The organism is Methanococcoides vulcani (genome assembly GCF_900111645.1).
In the GTDB taxonomy this organism is placed as follows: Archaea; Halobacteriota; Methanosarcinia; order Methanosarcinales; family Methanosarcinaceae; genus Methanococcoides; species Methanococcoides vulcani.
The window spans coordinates 291,402-309,128 of the sequence record NZ_FOHQ01000001.1 but is presented as its reverse complement, the minus strand read 5'-3'; the positions used below and the strand labels follow the sequence as shown (position 1 = coordinate 309,128).

The window sequence follows — 17,727 nt, the reverse complement described above, 5'->3', positions numbered from 1 at the left end:
CTGACCTTTAGTGATGTTCACCTAACAGTTCATCCTTATTTTTATAGGCTTCACTGCTTTGCTCAAGGCATTTCATGCATATTTTTTTCCTCTCAAGTTCATAACCTTTTGAGAAGGAGGGGATGTTTATCTCCACATCCTGTAACTGTTCTTCTGCTCCGCAAAGGTCACATTTACCAAATGTTCCTGTTGTTTTGCTTTCGGTAGCCTCGTCATAGGCTTTTTTAGCGTTCTCAAGACAACCGCCACAAAGACCTTTCCATACACCTTCAGGATAGGAGTTCTCGAACTTTGGTGAGAACACTTTTACCGGGCATACTGTTGGAATTGCTACTCCGCAAAGATCACAATCTGCCATTTCACATTCCCCCTGGGATCAAAACGTTTGCGGCTTCCATTGCCATGTTCACAAATGGTTCCGGCCAGAGACCAATTGCCAGTACACCTGCAACAGCGAGGAGCAGTGCAACGACATATGGTGCTGGTTCTGAGATCCTCTCACCCTCTGCTGGCATAGCATACATGTATCTGACAACTCTCGCGTAGTAATACAGTGAAACTGCACTGTTAAGAATAGCGATCACTGCAAGCCAGACAAGTCCTGATTCAATCGTTGATGAGAACAGGACAAATTTGCTCATGAAACCTGCTGTTGGTGGGATACCGGCCAATGCCAATACAAAGACGGTCAGACAGAGTGCGGTTATAGGCATTCTCTTACCAAGACCTTTGAAGCTGTCAAGATGGTCAGCTTTCAGTATATCCTTGTTCTCTGATGTTGCCATGTAGACCACAGCAGCTGTTGCAATGAAAGCTCCTGCTTTCATAAAGCCGTGTGACAGTGCATAGAGTATACCACCGGTCAATGCCATTGGGGTCATGACCACAAATGCCATTGAAATGTATCCTGCCTGAGCAAGGGATGAGTATGCAAGCATGCGCTTTACACTGGTCTGGGACAGAGCCACGATGTTACCGTAGGTCATTGTGATAACTGCAAGGATAGCAAATGCCATCTGCCAGTCTGCCTGAAGGGCTATCAGACCTGTGATAAAGACCTTGAAAGCTGCAACAAAACCCATCTTCTTGGAACCGGCTGCCAGAAGTGCAGATACCACGGAAGGTGCACCCTGATATGTGTCAGGTGCCCACATGTGGAATGGTACAAGTGCGATCTTGAAACCAAATCCTGCGATCAGCAGTACGAGGGAAAGAATTCCCATTGGACTGCTTGCCAGCAGGCCGATGTTCTGGGCAACTTCAGGAATGTTAGTGGTTCCTGTTGCACCGTAAACATATCCGATACCGAGCAGCAGCAGAGCAGCTGAAAGGGATCCGATCATGAAGTACTTCATTGCGGCTTCAATGGATGCAGGGTTCTTCTTCTCGAAACCTGCAAGAGCGTATGTTGCAAGACTTGCAAGCTCGAATGCAACGAAGAGTACCATGAGATCGTTTGCTGATGCTACCATCATCATACCGATGGTTGCGAAGAGCACAAGTACATAGTACTCATCAGCGTGATCGTTACCATCAGTATATTTGATGGATGCTATGGACACGAGTATCGCAACTGTAAGGAACACGAGCTTGAAGAACTGTGATAGTGCATCAATGCTCAGTGAGTTCGAGAACATGACTGCAGTTGTGCCAAAGCTGTTGAGTGTCAACACAAAGGCAACAAGACAACCAAGTGTTGCTATGTATCCGAGTATTTTCTTAGAGTGAGCTGAAAGGAACAATCCTAACAGCAGTACAGTAAGTCCTGTTACCAGGAGCGTTATTTCAGGTGCGAGTAACATTAGATCTGCCATAATCTCACACCCCCATTACAGCCATAAGGCTGACGATCTTTTCTGAATTCGTTATCATCATATCCAGCACCGGACTTGGGTACAGTCCAAAGTACAGTATAAGCAGGGCGATGATTCCCATGGACAGGGTCTGGTAGGACGAAATGTCCACGATCTCACCAAGCTTCTCATTGAAAGTGCCGAACATTGCCCTTTGCAATGCCCACAGGTGATATGCCGCTGTTATCACGATAGCCAGCAGTGCAATGATCACATAGATTGGCACATTAATGAAACTGAATGTCAGCACAAGGAACTCTGCAATGAAGCCGGTAAGTCCTGGCAAACCAAGTGATGCCATGAAACCGAGTACCATGATCACTGTGAGCTTTGGCATCTTCTGTGCCAGACCTCCGAGATTGTTGATGATCCTCGTACCTGTTGCAGTCTGGATCACTCCGCATGACATGAACATAATGCTCATGATCAAACCGTGTGAGAACTGCTGGAACATTGCACCGGATACTGAGAGGCTCACAAGACCAGCGCAACCAAGGGTAACGTATCCCATGTGGCTTATACTGGAGTATGCGATCATTCTCTTCAGGTCCTTCTGTGCAAGTGCAAGGAATGCACCATAGAGGATGCTCACTGCACCAAGAGCTCCCATGATCGTGATCATAAGGCTTGGAGTTGCTGTGAATGGTAACATTGGAAGCATTACCCTGAACAGACCATATCCACCGATCTTGAGCAGTATGAAAAGCACACTGCCTGCGGTTGGTGCCTCGGAATATGCATCCGGTAACCAGGAATGGAATGGAACTACAGGAAGCTTTACAATGAATCCAAAGAGCAGTGCAAGGAATATTGCATCTCTGAGAATTCCGGATTCAAAGAACTGGAACTGGCTGATCAGGTGATCAATGCCCATGTTCGGAGAACCGGTAAGTGCCCATGCGTTGAAGTATAGTCCAAAGATACCCAAAAGCATCACAAGGGATGCAACGTGGGTGTAGATGAAGAACTTAATACCTGCATGCTTCTTGTTGGAGCCACCCCAGATGTTCACCATGAAGAACAATGGTACGAGGGTAAGTTCCCAGAATATGTAGAATACGAAGAAGTCAAGTGATACGAAAACACCAATGACTGCTCCCTGCATTGCAAGCATCAGACCATAGAATCTGTTAGAAGCTGATCTGACATCATCCCATGTATAAATGATCAACAGTGGGATCACTATAGCATTGAGCAGTATAAGAGGCATGGAAACGCCATCAACACCAAGGTGATAGCTGATACCCAGAGATGGGATCCAGTTTGCCATTTCCTCGAACTGCATAGCTGCGGTCGTACTGTCGAATGAGAAATACATGTAGAGGGTCAGGACCAGCGTGATGAGAGTACCCACTAAAGCGGATATCCTTGCCTGTTCCTTTGTTTTTGTTAAGAATGTCACGGCTGAGAACAAAATCGGGATCAGCACGATCAAAGATAATATTGGTAACATTAGAAGACCTCCATGACCAACTTGATCAGTATGACCAGTAGTCCTACACCTGCAACAACTGCTGCTGCATAGTGCTGTATGACACCTGTCTGGAATTTCCTCAGGGAGTCACCTGCCTCAATAAGCAAGGTACTGGTACCATTGACAAGCCAATCCAGCATCTTGTCTGAATAGAACCCTGCGAGTGCTAAGCCCTCATAGATTATCTTTATAGAGAAGAACTCAACAAAGATCTGGTGCTGATAGTACCTGTTGTAGAGCAACTTGTAAACAGGGTTGTTCCTTGAAACAATGCTGCTCATGTCAACTACTCTCCTGTTATAGATCAGGTAGGCAATGACAAGACCTGCAACTGCAACGATCAGAGGCATCCAGAGAACAAGAAGGGGTTCATGTCCGTGGTGTGCGAGATGGTATCCACCAAGCTCAGCAAGTGCTTCGATATCCAGGTGTACAAAGTTATCTTCAATGAAGTGATAGAACGAAGTCCTTGTCAATGCACCGAAAACCACTGCGAGAATAGCAAGGATCGCCAGAGGCACTGTCATAGATGAAGGGGACTCGTGTCCACCATAATCTGTCCTTGGTTTCCCTGTAAAGGTCATGAAGATCAACCTGAAGATATACAGGGATGTAAGGAATGCTGCTGAGATAGCAAACAGGTATGGCAACCAGTTTCCGGTAGATTCTGCGAAAAGGTATGCACCCTCGATTATCGGGTCCTTACTCAGGAAACCACTGAAACCGAGACTTGTACCAGGAATACCGAAACCTGCTAGCGCAAGTGCTGCAGCTGTCATTGTGGCAAATGTAATAGGCATTACCTTACCGACACCGCCGAGCAGCCTCATGTCATGTGTACCTACAGCGTGGATGACACTTCCTGCACAGAGGAAGAGCAATGCCTTGAAGAATGCGTGGTTGATGAGGTGGAACATTGAAACTCCAACTGCCTCTGCACCGATTACTGCACCCAGACCAAGACCAAGGACCATGTATCCAAGCTGACTTACTGTTGAATAAGCAAGTACTCTCTTCAAATCGTTCATCACGATACCCATTGTAGCTGCGAACAGTGCGGTGAAAGCACCAAGGTATGCAACGACCATTAATGAATCAGGTGCTGCAATGAACATTGGGAAAGTACGTGCTACGAGATAGACACCAGCTGTAACCATTGTTGCTGCGTGGATGAGAGCTGAAACGGTCGTTGGACCTTCCATTGCATCAGGCAGCCACACATGAAGCGGGAACTGACCTGACTTACCAACTGCACCACCGAAGAACAACAGTGTAACAAGTGTCAGATGACTTACTTCCATACCCAATATCGTTGAATTGATAGCAACGAGGTCAGGGATCAGTTTGAACATTTCGTTGAACTGAAGGACATATACCCCTTCCGGAAGATTTCCATTGAATACTGTGAATATGTCTGAAAAGAGCAGGACGATACCTGCAAGGAACATAACATCTCCGACCCTGGTGGTCAGGAATGCTTTCTTTGCTGCGGAAGCTGCTCCAGGTTTGTGGAACCAGAATCCGATAAGCAGGTATGAGCTAAGACCTACAAGCTCCCAGCAGATGAACAGCTGAAGGATGTTGTCTGAAAGGATCAGACCAAGCATAGCTGCTGTGAAGAGAGCGGTCTCTGCAAAGTATCTTGGCTTGGCAGGGTCATGTGACATGTAACCCACAGCATAGATGTGGATAAGCAAGCTCACAAAGCTGACCATTGAAAGCATTACCGCTGCAAGCGGGTCGATCAATATTCCGAGATTGAGTATTGCGAACCAGTGAACTGACTGAGTTACAAAATGCTCAGGGTTCTGCAACAGGCCCACAGTGATAGCTAGTGATATCACACATGAAATGGCTATTGCCACGATCGGAATAATTGCACCGCCAGATGGCAATTTCTTCCCAAGGAAGAATGTAAGCACAAAGGCAAGTGCGGGAAGCAGTGGTATTAAAAATGCAAGGTTTTCCATTGCCATTTTTACCACCTCAGTATGTTAAGTTTATCAACATCGATCATATCTCGCATCCTGTAAATTGACATGAGTATCGCAAATCCGACAGCTGCTTCTGCTGCAGCGATTGCAATAGAGAACAGTGCAAATACCTGTCCTGTCATGTCATCGTTGTAACTTGAGAAGGCGACTAGGTTTATGTTTGCGGAGTTTAACATAAGTTCCACACACATAAGCATCCTGATACCGTTCTTCTGTGACATAAATCCATAGAGACCTATGGAGAACACGATAGCTGAAAGACCAAGATACCAGTTTAATGGGATCATCAGTTATCATCTCCTTTTGCCAAATAGATAGCACCTATCAGTGAGGAAAGTAACACTACTGAAAGGATCTCAAATGGTATCACAAAGTCTGTAAAGATAAGGACACCCAATCCTTTGATGTTACTCGGATCAGCGATATTCTGGGGAAGCTGTTCAACAGTTGTCCATCCTGTACCATAAAGTGAAACCAGTACCACTGCGAGGAACAAGCCTGCAATGATCATCCTTGTAAATGCCTTAAGGATGGTCTCGACTGAAGGAACCTCCATATCCAACAACCTTAAGATCTGTCTCTTTGGGTTGAACTGATGGACAATTGAATCCATGATAGTTGGACGTTCATTAGTCATTGTTCTCACTTCCCATATTCTTCTTAGTCAGCATAACTGCGAAGAGTATCAGAACTCCAATTGCTCCGACATACACAAGGATCTGGACAATACCCAGGAACTGTGCATTGAGCATGATGTATACGATAGCCACTGTGAACATCGAGAGAACGAGTGCAAGTGCTGCACGTACTATGTCCCTTGATACTACTGTCAGGATCGCAAATGAGATCAGCACAAGAGCGACAATAGCAAAAATGGCACCTTCAATTATACCTGTCATTTCACTCACCATTCTCCCCTACCGGAACTTCACGTGCCAGCATGTCCGGAGTATACAGTAATTCCTCATGTGTCCACCTGATCACACCTGTTGTGTAGACCTTTGTGCTTGAAAGAGCACCCTGTGGACATTGATCTATACAGAGACCGCAGAACAGACAGTGACCAATATCAATGGCGGGGAACCATCTTGTCTTTTCACTGTCTGGGCTAACCTTTGCCCTTACGATCTTTATCGCACTGTTAGGACAGGTGTTAGCACAAATACCACAGCCTATACATTTACTTTTATCAAGTTTTTGAAGCCCTCTGAACCTGTCAGGCAACTCGGTGGGTACCTCAGGATACCTTCTGGTAATAGGTGGCTTGTAGATGTTCTTAACCGCTCTAACAATATTTTTCAATACCATGGTATCACACTCCCAGATAAATACCCAAAATTATTGCCCATCCAAGGTTCAATAATGATAAGGGGAGAAGTCTTTTCCAGCTAAGGTCAACAACCTGATCGATCCTGAACCTTGGAACTGCCCATCTTAGCATGATGATTGTCAGGATAACAAGAGCAGACTTCAACAGGAAGTACACTGTTGGAAGGAAAATTCCCAGTATCGTGATATTGGTCAGGGCTGCAGGTAAATTCCAGCCGCCGAGGAACAATAATACAACAAGCATTGAACCAAGGATCAGATGGATATATTCAGCAAAGAAACCAAGACCGAATCTCATACCACTATATTCAGTGATCCAACCTGCTACCAGTTCTTCTTCAGACTCGTTCTGGTCGAACGGAAGACGTCCCATATCGGCCATCAAAGCAACGAAGAAGACAAGGAAACCAAGAGGTTGAAGGAATATGAACCAGATCGGGCTCTGTGCCTGTGCGATCTCAACAATGTTCAGTGAACCTACCATGATAGCTATACTTACCATAGTGATCCCGAGTGGAACCTCGTATCCGATCATTCTTGCAAAGTTCCTGAAAGCACCCAGAAGAGAGTACTTGTTGTTTGAACTGTATGCATACATGAACGCACCGATTATAGCGATCGAAGATACCGCTTCAATGTAAAGAAGACTAATATCCATCTCAGTTGCCACGATCGGGTACTCTACGCCATTAACGACAACAGCACCGAATGGGATCGCAACCAGCATCATGAATACAGATCCCATGAGAGCGATAGGTGCAGAAACGAAAAGCAACCTGTCAGCTTTTGAAGGGATCAGATCTTCTTTGGTCATCAATTTGATAGCATCAGCAACAAGCTGGAACAATCCAAAAGGACCTACATATTTAGGACCAAGCCTGAACTGAATATCACCTGATAGTTTACGCTCGAACCATACAACGACCATTGCACCGCCGAAAACTACGCCGATCATACAGAGGCCAAGTAACGTACGAAGCCAGGGGTTGAATATAATATCAATACTTTCTGCTGACATTGTTATCACCTGTCCGCCTCACTGGTACAACCGTCCATACTACCTGCAATAGCTGCCACATCAGCAACAGTGGTCCCTGTTATGAGTGGAGGCAATGCCTGCATGGTCGGATAGACCGGTCCCCTTATCTTTACACGATGAGGTTTATCTGAGCCATCTGAAACGACATAGAAGCCCATCTCTCCACGTGGATCCTCTACCCTGTGGAACACATCGCCTTCAGGAACCCTCATTACAGGGGTCCTCACGCCATACGGGGAGTCCTCATAGAAGAGAGGTCCGCTTGGCATCTGGTCCAGGCACTGTTCTATAATGTACATGGCCTCTAACATCTCATCGAGCCTTACATCGATACGGGCTGCAATGTCACCATCTGTAGCTGTGCACACCTTGAAATCAAGGTCCTTGTAAACAAGATATGGTTCATCTTTCCTTATATCAAAGGCAACACCTGTTGCACGGAGGGCAGGTCCGGATACACCCAGATCCCTTGCAGTCTTTGCCTCAAGGATACCGACACCGAAACAACGCTGTTTGTAGATCTCATCGTCATTGAACAGTTTTCTGTAGTCAGCGATCTGTTCCCTAAGACCGGCGAAGACGACAGCAGATTTTTCCTTGAATCCTTCAGGAAGATCGCCACGTACACCGCCGTACTTGAGGAACGTGTGTGTAACACGTGCTCCTGTTACTATATCCATCAAAGACAGAATATCTTCCCTTTCCTTGATGGTGTACATGAACATTGATACAAAGCCAATGAACTCACCGAACTCACCCATACCAAGCAGGTGGCTCTGAAGTCTTGAGAGCTCCTCGAGGATGACCCTTATATACTGGGACCTTTCCGGAACTTCGATGTCTGCAAGTTTCTCTACAGCACCAACATATGCTTCTTCGTTGGTCATTGCTGTTAGGTAGCAGATCCTATCAACGATAGGAATACCCTGGAGATACGTCTTGCTCTCTAAAATCTTTTCAATACCCTTGTGAATGAAGCCTAACTCGATCTCAGCATCAACTACAGTTTCTCCTCTGAGCCTCAGGTTCAACCTGAAAGGTCCTGGCTGCATTGGGTGCTGTGGTCCGAGGTGGACTATCATTTCTGATGGGGCTACATTTTCATCCATATTTTAACCTCACACCAAATTTCTGGCAGTCCTGTTCGGGAAGCCTTCATAATCTTTTCTCAAAGGCCAATCCCCTAACAGCTCCTCTGGAAGAACAAGCTGTCTGAGGTCCGGATGGTTGTTGAACTTAACACCGAACAGTTCGTAAGTTTCTCTTTCGTACCAATTAGCATTCCAATAGACAGGAACGATGGACTCGATCTCAGGAGCATCCCTTGGAAGCTTCACCTTAATGGTAAGCAATACAGGATGGTTGTATGAAGCTATGTGATAAACAACCACGATCTCGTTCCTTTTAGGATAATCTATTGCAGTTTCGCTTGAAAGATGGTCAAATGCAAGTTCATCTTTCAGGTACTGACAAACGTCTTTGATCATTTCAGGTTCCAGGTAAGCAGAGATCCTTATGTCGGAATCGACCTTTGCGTCCGTAAGGGAGTCCTGGAACTTGTTGACCAATGAATCAATAATGCTTTTTGCATCCATGATATAACCTCAATAATCCGTTCCATGATCCTTTTTGGCCATGATCTTCTTCTGAAGCTCAAGGAATCCCTGAAGCAGGGCTTCCGGCCTTGGTGGACATCCTGGAATAAAAACGTCTATAGGGAACATTTTGTCAATGTTCTGCACTGTGCTGTAGGATTCATAGAAAGGACCGCCACTAATAGAGCAGTCACCCATGCATATTACCCACTTTGGTGCAGCCATCTGTCCCCACAGTTTCTGAAGTGCAGGAAGGTATTTCCTTGTCACGTATCCACTGATGATCATGACATCTGCGTGCCTTGGGGAATTACGTGGGATGATACCGAACCTGTCAGTATCATAGTGAGCACAACCTGTAGCGATCATTTCCACACCACAGCAACCCATTGGCTGAGTCATGAACCATAGGGAGTTCTTTCTACCCCAGTTTATTACATCCTGTGCTTTTGTCTTTTTCAAGAAATCATTAATAGCCATGGAAGTGGTGGTAATAACACCTGGAATCTCTTCCACGTACTCCTCCTGATCCTCGACCGTTACATTATCGTTTAATTCATCCATTTCAGAGCACCCTTCTTCCATAAGTAGGCATATCCAAACAACATAACGAAAATGAAGATCAACATCTCAACGATCGCCGTTACCATATCGACACCATTGCCTATGTAAACCATAGCCCATGGATAAAGGAAAAGAACTTCGATATCGAACACAACGAATGCGATCGCATAAAGATAATACTCAACATTGAACTGTATTCGCGCATCTCCTAACGGATCGGAACCACATTCATAGGTCGCATATTTATTAGGTGATTTGCTTCTGGGGCTTAGCAACTTGACCATGGCCATTGTTGCAGGTGGCATCAGAAGCGAAACAACAAGAAACACAGCAACCGGAATGTAACTATTGATAATATTGCTACTATCGATTATTACTGACATGATGAATCACCTGATGATTACTAATCGTAGATATTACAATCGTAGATATAGTATTCTCTATATAACTATTTCCAAAAAAGAGTCATTCATGATAAAACATGACTATATATTTGCATCAAAACCATACAGAATTAAAATATAAAAGGAGTTGTTTGCGTTTATATTTTGAATAAAATGAAGATTCCTCTATCAAATAATAGAAGATATAAACAAAATAATTAAAAAATAGTAATTAAAATAAGAATGCTGAGAAGCAGGTAATGACCTGCCCTCTCGATTGTCAGACCAGTTTTGGCGAGAAATATTTCTTAATCATGGCACCACAGTTCGAACAGGAGATAACGAGCCATTCCCCAACTTCTTCCGATTCATACTTGTCAAAGATGGATGAGCCGCAACTGGGGCACATATAATGCTCCTTAAAGTAGTAATGATAGAACTGAGGAGTCTTCTCAAGCCAGTCAAGAACTTCATGCATGCGCTCAAAATAACGCTGTTTTGAAGGTGTCTTGCTCTCTTGAATAGCATCATCAGCACGCTCACTGACATCTTTTGTATACTTCTGGGATTTAGAGGTTATCTTCTTGTAATCGCTTACATAACGGGTAGTATTGTCCAGATAGTGCAGATATCCCTCATGTGCTTTTGGCTTTGAAGCATCCTGCACGGTCTTCATGAAATACTCGCCCATTACATCTTCCATAATATCTGCACATGCAGTACAGATATTATAGCCCTCATATTGCTTATAGTCCTGATCTTCTCCGCAGATCACGCATTTTTCCATATAGGATACCCCCTGCAGCTCTTCTTATTTGACCAGGACAGGCTTCATAGCTTCCCTTGTGAACATGATAGGGAAGATGTTAAGCACACCTAGCAGGTCTCCTGCCCGGACCTTTCCGGTCTCTTGTCCGAAAGCATAAACATATTTGATAGTTCGTGGCTTCTCCACAAGACAATTACCTTCCTTGGAAGATACCTTCAGGACAGAAGCTACCGCATGGTAAGTAAAAGCACACGGAATTGCAAGAGTGTCCGCATCTAATATGACCTCCTGTATAGCGATCTTTTTGTATTCGCCAGCGCGAAGTTCCACATCCTCATCAGCGATCATCATCCCCCACTTTGCACGGGTGGCGATCGTGAATTCATAGGGTGCGGCCTTGAACTTCTTTGAAATCAATTCACCGTCTTTACGAGCTACTACTTGTATCGTTTCCGTGGACATAAAATCACCATAATAGATGTTGGCATTTTAGTATAAATAGATTGTCATTATTGTTAATGAACAATTTAGAGTTGACACTCCCGGAACTTTAATGATAACTTCCACCCCCAAGTACCCAAAATAATAATTATAAGATACTATGGCATTTCAATATTAATAATTACTTCAAGACTACCATATAGAAAAGAGCAGGGTCAAAAATGAAGCTTCAATTAATTACTGACACATGAATTGAACAAAATCCTTTTGAGTATTGAAGGACTTAGAAGGACAAAACTCGAGGGAAATTAATGAAAGTCAATGAAAACTGTGTTGGATGTGGCCAGTGCACTGCATTTTGTAGAAAAGATGCGATCATTGTTAAAAGTAAGGCATATATCACAGATAAATGCGTAGAATGCGGGATATGTGCAACATACTGCCCCATGAAAGCTATCGAGGTAGCGGAATGAAGGTCATAGTAATAGGCGCGGGACTTGGCGGTTTGCTAAGCGCGGCTAAATTATCAGGATCAGGATATGAGGTTGAGGTATTCGAACGCTTGCCCATGACAGGAGGCAGGTTCACCAATATTGATATCAAAGGTTACCAATTGACCACAGGCGCACTCCACATGATACCACATGGTCCAACCGGACCGTTGGCACAACTCCTCGAGGAAGTGGGTGCAGATGTCATCATCGAGCGCGATGAAGGAATGGCATTCATGCGCATCTTCGAAGATATTGAGAACAACATTTATGAAGATGTGCCTTTTGGAAAGTTCGGAAAGACATTCTCACTCTGGAACAGGATCAAGCTTGCGCTTTTCATGATAACTACCAGAAAAAATCCCCCAAAGGACTGTTCCTTTGCAGAATGGCTATCCAGGAACTTTGATACACCTCTTGCATATCAAATGGCAGATTCCTTCTGCGGTTGGGCCCTTAGCCTGAAAGCAGCTGATGTTCCTGCAGAAGAAGTATTTGAAATATTTGAGAACCTGTACCGCTACGGTGGCCCCGGAGTACCTATCGGAGGTTGTAAAGCTGTCACTGATGCACTGGCGGATGTCGTCAGGAGCAACGGTGGAACCATGTACACCGATAAAGAGGTATCAGAGATCATCATCAAAGATGGAAAAGCTTCAGGCGTCATTATAGATGGTCAAAAATATCCGGCAGACCTTGTGATCAGCAATATAGGACATAATTTTACACATGATCTTTGCAAAGATGTGGATATCAGCGAGGAACACCAGCAGTACCTGGACAGGATAAAAGTAACAAAGCCTTCTGCAGGAGTTAAGATCTGCCTTGCTGCAAATGAGCCGCTGATCGGACATGGAGGTGTTCTGTTCACACCCTCGGCCAGACTTGTAAATGGTATTAACGAGGTGACCAACATCGATCCGGATCTGGCACCACAAGGTAAACACCTTGTTATGGCCCACCAGACAACCCAATGGGAAAGGACCCCTTATCTTGAGGATGAGATCGACCTGGGTATCAAGGATCTCGAAGAGATCTTTGCAGGCAAGGACTTCGAAGTGCTCCTTACACAATCATATTATAACGGTTGGCCCGTCAACAGGTCATCATCAGGTTCAGACATCGGCAATACAACACCCATAGAAGGGCTGTATGTAGTGGGCGATGGTGCAAAAGGCAAGGGCGGCATTGAAGTTGAAGGCGTAGCCCTTGGTGTTAGGAACACCATGAAACTCATTCTGGACAATTAAAAACTGACAAAAACTCTTTTTGATGGCGGTTTATTGTCCGTCATCAATATTTACCCCCTATATTCAGAAGTGGACCTGTCCCCCACCAACAATTATTTCTTTTTAGCAGAATTTCCAAACCTTTGAGCCACTTTGCCCCTTCAGGTCTGATCTGCATCACAACTGTATCTTCGATTAAACTTATGTACTAATTCCTTCATTCATTCACCAATTATGCCCGAATTTGTGACCTTCTCACGCAATGTTTTCATTCCTGTTACGAACATTTGCAGGAACCGTTGCGGATACTGCACCTTCAGGCGCGATCCGGACCATCCGGAAGCCCGCCTCATGAGTGTAGAGGAGATAATACCGATCCTGAAAAATGGAAAAGAAGCAGGATGTACTGAAGCGCTTTTTGTTTTTGGAGAATATACCGAAGAGGTTCCCGAATACAGAGAGAAGCTCAAAAAGATGGGGTATTCCAGCACCATCGAGTATGTCACTGAACTTTGTGAACTTGCCATCGAGATAGGACTACTGCCGCATACCAATGCAGGCATCCTCAATCGCCGTGAACTAGAGATGCTAAAACCACTCAACGTTAGTATGGGCCTTATGCTGGAAACCACTGCAGAACTGAAAGCCCACTGCGAATCTCCCGGAAAGGCTCCTTCAAAGAGGATCGAGATGATACGTACTGCCGGTGAACTGCGGATACCTTTCACAACAGGTATACTGGTAGGCATCGGAGAAAGCATAGAGGACAGGAAGCATTCTCTGGAAACCATCGCATCCATCCATAAAGAGTTCGGACATATCCAGGAAGTTATAATTCAGAACTTTATGCCTAAACCGGATACCCCCATGGCCGATCATGCTCCACCTACAAAGGAAGAGATGATCCAGACAGTCTCCCTTGCAAGGGAAATACTCCCGGATGATGTCGCAGTTCAGGTCGCACCAAACCTTATCAAGCCCCATATACTGATACAATATGGAGCTACCGACCTTGGAGGAATATCACCTACCACCATCGACTGGATCAATCCCGAAGCTGAATGGCCAAGTGTGGTCGATCTTCAGCAGATGACAGGAGAAATACCCCTGAAAGAAAGATTACCGATCTATCCACAGCATATTAAGGAAGGATGGTACAGCAGCAACCTTTCCAAGCTGATAGAAACACTTACCGATAAAAACGGATTCAAGAGGAAACAGCAATGATCCCTGAAGATATCGTAGAAAGAGCATACCAGGGCACCACGACCAAAGAAGATGCTCTTAAACTACTGGAAGTGAAACCCTTTGAACTATATGCACTGGCAGACCAGCTAAGATATGAGGCAGTTGGAGATAACGTTACCTATGTTGTCAACCGCAACATCAATTTCACAGACAAATGTATCGGAACATGCGGATTCTGTGCATTCAAGAATAAAAAAGGATACGTGCTCTCACCTGAACAGATCAGGGAAAAAATTGATGAGGCAGTTGCAGCAGGTGCTACAGAGCTGTGCATTCAGGGAGGATTGATGCAGGATGTAAAACTCGACCTGTATCTGGACATTCTCAGGGCAGTAAAAGAAGACCACCACCATATTCATACTCACTGTTTCTCACCAATGGAAGTTTACCATGCTGCCACTTCCAGTGGCCTGACAATTGAAGAAACTCTTGCTGAACTTAAGAAGAATGGATTGAACACCATGCCCGGGACCGCTGCAGAGATACTGGCAGACCGGGTACGCGATATCATCTGTCCTGAAAAGATCACGAAACAGCAGTGGGTAGATATAGTAACATCCGCGCATCAGGCAGGGATCCCCACAACTGCCACGATGATGTACGGACATGTGGAAACATGGGAAGAACGCATTGATCATATACTCACCATCCGTGACATCCAGAAAAAGACCAGGGGTTTCACAGAGTTCGTGCCACTGCCTTTCATGCCCTACAACAACAGGATAGGGGACGAGATGCTTAAAAGTGGTCAGTTCATGACAACAGGAACAGAAGACCTGAAAGTCTATTCGCTGGCACGTATTTTACTCAATACACATATAGAGAATATTCAGGTAAGCTGGGTAAAGCTTGGAAAGAAGCTTGCACAGGTCGCGCTTTTATGCGGCGGGAATGATCTTGGAGGTACACTAATGGAAGAAAGTATCTCAAGATCAGCAGGAGCAGCTAATGGGGAAGTCATCACAGTGGAAGAACTGGAATGGATCATCAGGGCTGCAGAAAGAACGCCGGTTCAGAGAGACACACTTTACAGGAGCATATTATAATGACCATTCCCGAAGATATCATTGAACGGGCATACAAGGGAAACGCAACAAAGGAAGATGCACTTGCACTTCTGAATGTTAACCCCTTCGAGCTTTACGCACTCGCAGATGACCTGCGCAAAGAGGCAGTTGGCGATACAGTGACCTATGTCACAAACAGGAATATCTACATCACCAACATGTGCAAAGGAAACTGCGGATTCTGTGCTTTCAGGGAAGGAGAAGGATACATACTGACCATTGAAGAGATGCTCGAGCAGGTCGGCCAGGCAGAAAAAGCCGGTGCTGTTGAGATCTGCATCCAGGGCGGTTACCTTCCACAACTTGACCTTGAATTCTACAATGATATCGTAAAGAGCATACACACCACTTATCCAGATATGACCATACATGGATTCTCACCAATGGAGATCCACTATGCTTCATCCATTTCAAAAACACCTCTTGAGGAAGCTTTTGCAGAACTGAAAAGGAACGGGCTGGGCACACTGACCGGAACATCTGCAGAGATACTTTCAGACCGTGTACGAAAGATCATCTGTGATGATAAGATCACAACCAACCAGTGGATAGAGACCATTAAGGCATCTCACCGAGTTGGACTGCGTACCAATGCCACCATTATGTACGGTCATGTGGAAACATGGGAAGAACGGTTCGACCACATACTGACAGTGCGCAATATACAGGAAGAGACCGGAGCGTTCACCGAACTGATAACAATGCCTTTCATGCCTTACAACAACCGTGTTGGCGAGGAGATGCTGAGTTCAGGGAAGTTCATGACCACTGGAATGGATGACCTCAAACTCATAGCAATTGCAAGAGTACTGCTCAACAACCACGTGGACAACCTTCAGGCATGCTGGGTCAAGCTCGGTAAGAAACTTGCACAGGTAGCTTTATCCTGTGGGGCAAATGATCTCGGAGGCACTCTTATGGAAGACCAGATCACCCTGGCATCCGGAGGAGCGAACGGGGAATACTTATCACCGGAAGAGCTGGAATGGATCATCACAAGTGAAGGCCGCAAGCCGATGAGAAGGAATGCATTATACGAGGAGATCTAATATGCGGGCAGTGATCCCATATAAAAAAGAGAATGCCAAATCAAGGCTATCTCCGGTACTTTCACAGACAGAGCGTGAGGAATTCGTCGAACTCATGCTAAGGGATGTGGTCAGCTCATTATGCTCCGCAGGGATCAAAGAAATAGACATCCTTACCACCTCCCGTGAAGGAGTGCCCGACGATCTAGATTTGGATCTTATTGTAACCGATCCCGGGCTTAATGCATCTATCAACTCATACCTTCAAAATGTCGATGAGCCAACCATGATCATCATGGCAGATCTGCCCCTTGTCAGAAGCAGTCACATCAAAAAGATAATATCATACCCCGAAGACGTTGTCATTGTTCCCGGAAAAGGTGGCGGTACGAACATACTGTTCATCCGGCAACCAAAGGAATTTACCGTTAAATACCATGGATGCAGTTTTATAAGCCATTATGAGATCACAGAAGACCTTGGGAAGAGCATACGGATCTTTGATTCATTCCTTGCAAGTATCGATATCGATGAACCTCATGATATTGTAGAGTTACTCTTATACGGAAATGGTCTTTCAAAGGAATATGCTGAAAAAAGATTTTGTGCCGAGACCGGAAAAGGGCGCGTGAAGATATCACCACTTTCAAAGCTTTCCGGTTTCATCTGAGATCCACTGGAGATACTTTTTCTCACCAGTGACCTCCCATGAAATTATGCATGGAAGATCATAGCTGTGAAGCGATACAACAGTTTCTTTTAATTCCTTGAATCTTTCAGAGGTCGTTTTCAATATAAGTGCAACCTCATTATCCTCCACCATCTCATCATTCCACATATAGATGGAATTTATTGGATGGATATTAGCACATGCGGCAAGCCGCCTTGACACCAGCTCTTTTCCAAGCATGCGCGCTTCGTCCATACTTCCGGCTGTAATGTAAACTATAATATGTTGCATAATACAAAATATTGGCAGAGAACATATCTAGATATCGTCTGTTCATCTGCAGATCCCATATGGTATCGGGCATGAGGTCATCAACAGACATCAATACGAACGAAAATATGCTAATTAAGTAATACATATTAGTACAGCTATCCGAAAAAGGCATATTCTTTTCTTTGTTTTAGCTTGCCATGAATAATCACATATAAGAATATCCATAAGCCAGTGAGCAACTCACGAAACCTATATTATTATCAAAGTAATAATGGTACAT

The 17,727-nt window shown here is 44.8% G+C and carries 22 protein-coding genes; 6 read left to right on the top strand and 16 right to left on the bottom strand.

Features of this window, described 5'->3' with window-relative positions:
• Positions 1-7: 7 nt before the first annotated feature.
• From BMX02_RS01645 to BMX02_RS01575, 15 genes are all read right to left on the bottom strand, one after another.
• Positions 8-358 carry a F420H2 dehydrogenase subunit FpoO gene (locus tag BMX02_RS01645; protein ID WP_091688490.1) on the bottom strand — a complete coding sequence of 117 codons (351 nt, stop codon included), beginning with the start codon at positions 356-358 and terminating at the stop codon, positions 8-10.
• A gap of 1 nt (position 359) precedes the next feature.
• On the bottom strand, positions 360-1,814 hold the full coding sequence (fpoN, locus tag BMX02_RS01640) for a F(420)H(2) dehydrogenase subunit N (RefSeq protein WP_091688488.1): 1,455 nt from the start codon (positions 1,812-1,814) through the stop codon (positions 360-362).
• 4 nt (positions 1,815-1,818) lie between these two features.
• Positions 1,819-3,306, bottom strand: a complete 1,488-nt coding sequence (fpoM, locus tag BMX02_RS01635) for a F(420)H(2) dehydrogenase subunit M (protein WP_091688486.1) — start codon at positions 3,304-3,306, stop codon at positions 1,819-1,821.
• Positions 3,306-5,303, bottom strand: a complete 1,998-nt coding sequence (gene fpoL / locus BMX02_RS01630; protein WP_177165234.1) for a F420H2 dehydrogenase subunit FpoL — start codon at positions 5,301-5,303, stop codon at positions 3,306-3,308. The genes fpoM and fpoL overlap by 1 nt, the downstream gene beginning before the upstream one ends.
• Before the next feature lie 2 nt (positions 5,304-5,305).
• On the bottom strand, positions 5,306-5,608 hold the full coding sequence (gene fpoK / locus BMX02_RS01625; RefSeq protein ID WP_091688483.1) for a F420H2 dehydrogenase subunit FpoK: 303 nt from the start codon (positions 5,606-5,608) through the stop codon (positions 5,306-5,308).
• Positions 5,608-5,958, bottom strand: a complete 351-nt coding sequence (fpoJ, locus tag BMX02_RS12215; RefSeq protein WP_280176519.1) for a F420H2 dehydrogenase subunit FpoJ — start codon at positions 5,956-5,958, stop codon at positions 5,608-5,610. The genes fpoK and fpoJ overlap by 1 nt, the downstream gene beginning before the upstream one ends.
• Positions 5,951-6,220 (bottom strand): NADH-quinone oxidoreductase subunit J, encoded by a 270-nt coding sequence (locus BMX02_RS12210; protein ID WP_091688481.1) that lies wholly within the window; start codon positions 6,218-6,220, stop codon positions 5,951-5,953. The genes fpoJ and BMX02_RS12210 overlap by 8 nt, the downstream gene beginning before the upstream one ends.
• A gap of 1 nt (position 6,221) precedes the next feature.
• Positions 6,222-6,629 (bottom strand): F420H2 dehydrogenase subunit FpoI, encoded by a 408-nt coding sequence (gene fpoI / locus BMX02_RS01610; RefSeq protein WP_091688479.1) that lies wholly within the window; start codon positions 6,627-6,629, stop codon positions 6,222-6,224.
• A gap of 4 nt (positions 6,630-6,633) precedes the next feature.
• On the bottom strand, positions 6,634-7,668 hold the full coding sequence (fpoH, locus tag BMX02_RS01605) for a F420H2 dehydrogenase subunit FpoH (RefSeq protein WP_091688477.1): 1,035 nt from the start codon (positions 7,666-7,668) through the stop codon (positions 6,634-6,636).
• 5 nt (positions 7,669-7,673) lie between these two features.
• Positions 7,674-8,798 carry a F420H2 dehydrogenase subunit FpoD gene (fpoD, locus tag BMX02_RS01600; RefSeq protein WP_091688475.1) on the bottom strand — a complete coding sequence of 375 codons (1,125 nt, stop codon included), beginning with the start codon at positions 8,796-8,798 and terminating at the stop codon, positions 7,674-7,676.
• 9 nt (positions 8,799-8,807) lie between these two features.
• Entirely contained in the window at positions 8,808-9,284 is a 477-nt protein-coding gene (fpoC, locus tag BMX02_RS01595) for a F420H2 dehydrogenase subunit FpoC (RefSeq protein ID WP_091688473.1), read from the bottom strand.
• Positions 9,285-9,293: 9 nt separating this feature from the next.
• Positions 9,294-9,848, bottom strand: a complete 555-nt coding sequence (gene fpoB / locus BMX02_RS01590; protein WP_091688471.1) for a F(420)H(2) dehydrogenase subunit B — start codon at positions 9,846-9,848, stop codon at positions 9,294-9,296.
• Positions 9,836-10,231, bottom strand: coding sequence for a F420H2 dehydrogenase subunit FpoA (gene fpoA / locus BMX02_RS01585; RefSeq protein ID WP_091688469.1), 396 nt, complete (start codon positions 10,229-10,231; stop codon positions 9,836-9,838). Before fpoA ends, fpoB begins: the two co-directional genes overlap by 13 nt.
• Positions 10,232-10,511: 280 nt before the next feature.
• Complete coding sequence (locus BMX02_RS01580; protein ID WP_091688467.1) at positions 10,512-11,018, bottom strand: hypothetical protein; 507 nt, start codon at positions 11,016-11,018, stop codon at positions 10,512-10,514.
• 24 nt (positions 11,019-11,042) lie between these two features.
• Entirely contained in the window at positions 11,043-11,462 is a 420-nt protein-coding gene (locus BMX02_RS01575) for a DUF22 domain-containing protein (protein WP_091688465.1), read from the bottom strand.
• Between the two features lie 290 nt (positions 11,463-11,752).
• Here BMX02_RS01575 and BMX02_RS01570 point away from each other — a divergent pair, with 290 nt between their 5' ends.
• The 6 genes from BMX02_RS01570 (at position 11,753) to cofC (ending at position 17,174) form a co-directional block, all read left to right on the top strand.
• Positions 11,753-11,914 (top strand): 4Fe-4S binding protein, encoded by a 162-nt coding sequence (locus BMX02_RS01570; protein ID WP_091688463.1) that lies wholly within the window; start codon positions 11,753-11,755, stop codon positions 11,912-11,914.
• Positions 11,911-13,182, top strand: a complete 1,272-nt coding sequence (locus tag BMX02_RS01565; RefSeq protein ID WP_091688461.1) for a phytoene desaturase family protein — start codon at positions 11,911-11,913, stop codon at positions 13,180-13,182. The genes BMX02_RS01570 and BMX02_RS01565 overlap by 4 nt, the downstream gene beginning before the upstream one ends.
• A gap of 213 nt (positions 13,183-13,395) precedes the next feature.
• Positions 13,396-14,388: a 7,8-didemethyl-8-hydroxy-5-deazariboflavin synthase CofG gene (gene cofG / locus BMX02_RS01560; RefSeq protein WP_091688459.1), complete on the top strand. Its 993-nt coding sequence runs from the start codon at positions 13,396-13,398 to the stop codon at positions 14,386-14,388.
• Positions 14,385-15,455 carry a 5-amino-6-(D-ribitylamino)uracil--L-tyrosine 4-hydroxyphenyl transferase CofH gene (gene cofH, locus BMX02_RS01555; protein ID WP_091688457.1) on the top strand — a complete coding sequence of 357 codons (1,071 nt, stop codon included), beginning with the start codon at positions 14,385-14,387 and terminating at the stop codon, positions 15,453-15,455. The genes cofG and cofH (BMX02_RS01555) overlap by 4 nt, the downstream gene beginning before the upstream one ends.
• Positions 15,455-16,525: a 5-amino-6-(D-ribitylamino)uracil--L-tyrosine 4-hydroxyphenyl transferase CofH gene (gene cofH, locus BMX02_RS01550; protein ID WP_091688455.1), complete on the top strand. Its 1,071-nt coding sequence runs from the start codon at positions 15,455-15,457 to the stop codon at positions 16,523-16,525. Before cofH (BMX02_RS01555) ends, cofH (BMX02_RS01550) begins: the two co-directional genes overlap by 1 nt.
• A gap of 1 nt (position 16,526) precedes the next feature.
• On the top strand, positions 16,527-17,174 hold the full coding sequence (gene cofC, locus BMX02_RS01545; protein WP_091688453.1) for a 2-phospho-L-lactate guanylyltransferase: 648 nt from the start codon (positions 16,527-16,529) through the stop codon (positions 17,172-17,174).
• Here the strand turns inward: cofC and cutA are convergent.
• A complete protein-coding gene (gene cutA, locus BMX02_RS01540) occupies positions 17,151-17,465 on the bottom strand; it encodes a divalent-cation tolerance protein CutA (RefSeq protein ID WP_091688451.1) in 315 nt (104 codons plus the stop codon). The two genes, cofC and cutA, sit on opposite strands and share 24 nt — an antisense overlap.
• Between the last annotated feature and the right edge of the window lie 262 nt (positions 17,466-17,727).

Coding starts and splice junctions, on each gene's coding strand:
- fpoD (WP_091688475.1), bottom strand. CDS start 8,798: ATGGATGAAAATGTAGCCCCATCAGAAATGATAGTCCACCTCGGACCA.
- cofH (WP_091688457.1), top strand. CDS start 14,385: ATGATCCCTGAAGATATCGTAGAAAGAGCATACCAGGGCACCACGACC.
- fpoN (WP_091688488.1), bottom strand. CDS start 1,814: ATGGCAGATCTAATGTTACTCGCACCTGAAATAACGCTCCTGGTAACA.
- BMX02_RS01570 (WP_091688463.1), top strand. CDS start 11,753: ATGAAAGTCAATGAAAACTGTGTTGGATGTGGCCAGTGCACTGCATTT.
- BMX02_RS12210 (WP_091688481.1), bottom strand. CDS start 6,220: ATGACAGGTATAATTGAAGGTGCCATTTTTGCTATTGTCGCTCTTGTG.
- cutA (WP_091688451.1), bottom strand. CDS start 17,465: ATGCAACATATTATAGTTTACATTACAGCCGGAAGTATGGACGAAGCG.
- BMX02_RS01565 (WP_091688461.1), top strand. CDS start 11,911: ATGAAGGTCATAGTAATAGGCGCGGGACTTGGCGGTTTGCTAAGCGCG.
- fpoA (WP_091688469.1), bottom strand. CDS start 10,231: ATGTCAGTAATAATCGATAGTAGCAATATTATCAATAGTTACATTCCG.
- fpoK (WP_091688483.1), bottom strand. CDS start 5,608: ATGATCCCATTAAACTGGTATCTTGGTCTTTCAGCTATCGTGTTCTCC.
- cofC (WP_091688453.1), top strand. CDS start 16,527: ATGCGGGCAGTGATCCCATATAAAAAAGAGAATGCCAAATCAAGGCTA.
- BMX02_RS01580 (WP_091688467.1), bottom strand. CDS start 11,018: ATGGAAAAATGCGTGATCTGCGGAGAAGATCAGGACTATAAGCAATAT.
- fpoH (WP_091688477.1), bottom strand. CDS start 7,668: ATGTCAGCAGAAAGTATTGATATTATATTCAACCCCTGGCTTCGTACG.
- cofG (WP_091688459.1), top strand. CDS start 13,396: ATGCCCGAATTTGTGACCTTCTCACGCAATGTTTTCATTCCTGTTACG.
- fpoC (WP_091688473.1), bottom strand. CDS start 9,284: ATGGATGCAAAAAGCATTATTGATTCATTGGTCAACAAGTTCCAGGAC.
- fpoM (WP_091688486.1), bottom strand. CDS start 3,306: ATGTTACCAATATTATCTTTGATCGTGCTGATCCCGATTTTGTTCTCA.
- fpoI (WP_091688479.1), bottom strand. CDS start 6,629: ATGGTATTGAAAAATATTGTTAGAGCGGTTAAGAACATCTACAAGCCA.
- fpoJ (WP_280176519.1), bottom strand. CDS start 5,958: ATGACTAATGAACGTCCAACTATCATGGATTCAATTGTCCATCAGTTC.
- cofH (WP_091688455.1), top strand. CDS start 15,455: ATGACCATTCCCGAAGATATCATTGAACGGGCATACAAGGGAAACGCA.
- BMX02_RS01645 (WP_091688490.1), bottom strand. CDS start 358: ATGGCAGATTGTGATCTTTGCGGAGTAGCAATTCCAACAGTATGCCCG.
- fpoL (WP_177165234.1), bottom strand. CDS start 5,303: ATGGCAATGGAAAACCTTGCATTTTTAATACCACTGCTTCCCGCACTT.
- BMX02_RS01575 (WP_091688465.1), bottom strand. CDS start 11,462: ATGTCCACGGAAACGATACAAGTAGTAGCTCGTAAAGACGGTGAATTG.
- fpoB (WP_091688471.1), bottom strand. CDS start 9,848: ATGGATGAATTAAACGATAATGTAACGGTCGAGGATCAGGAGGAGTAC.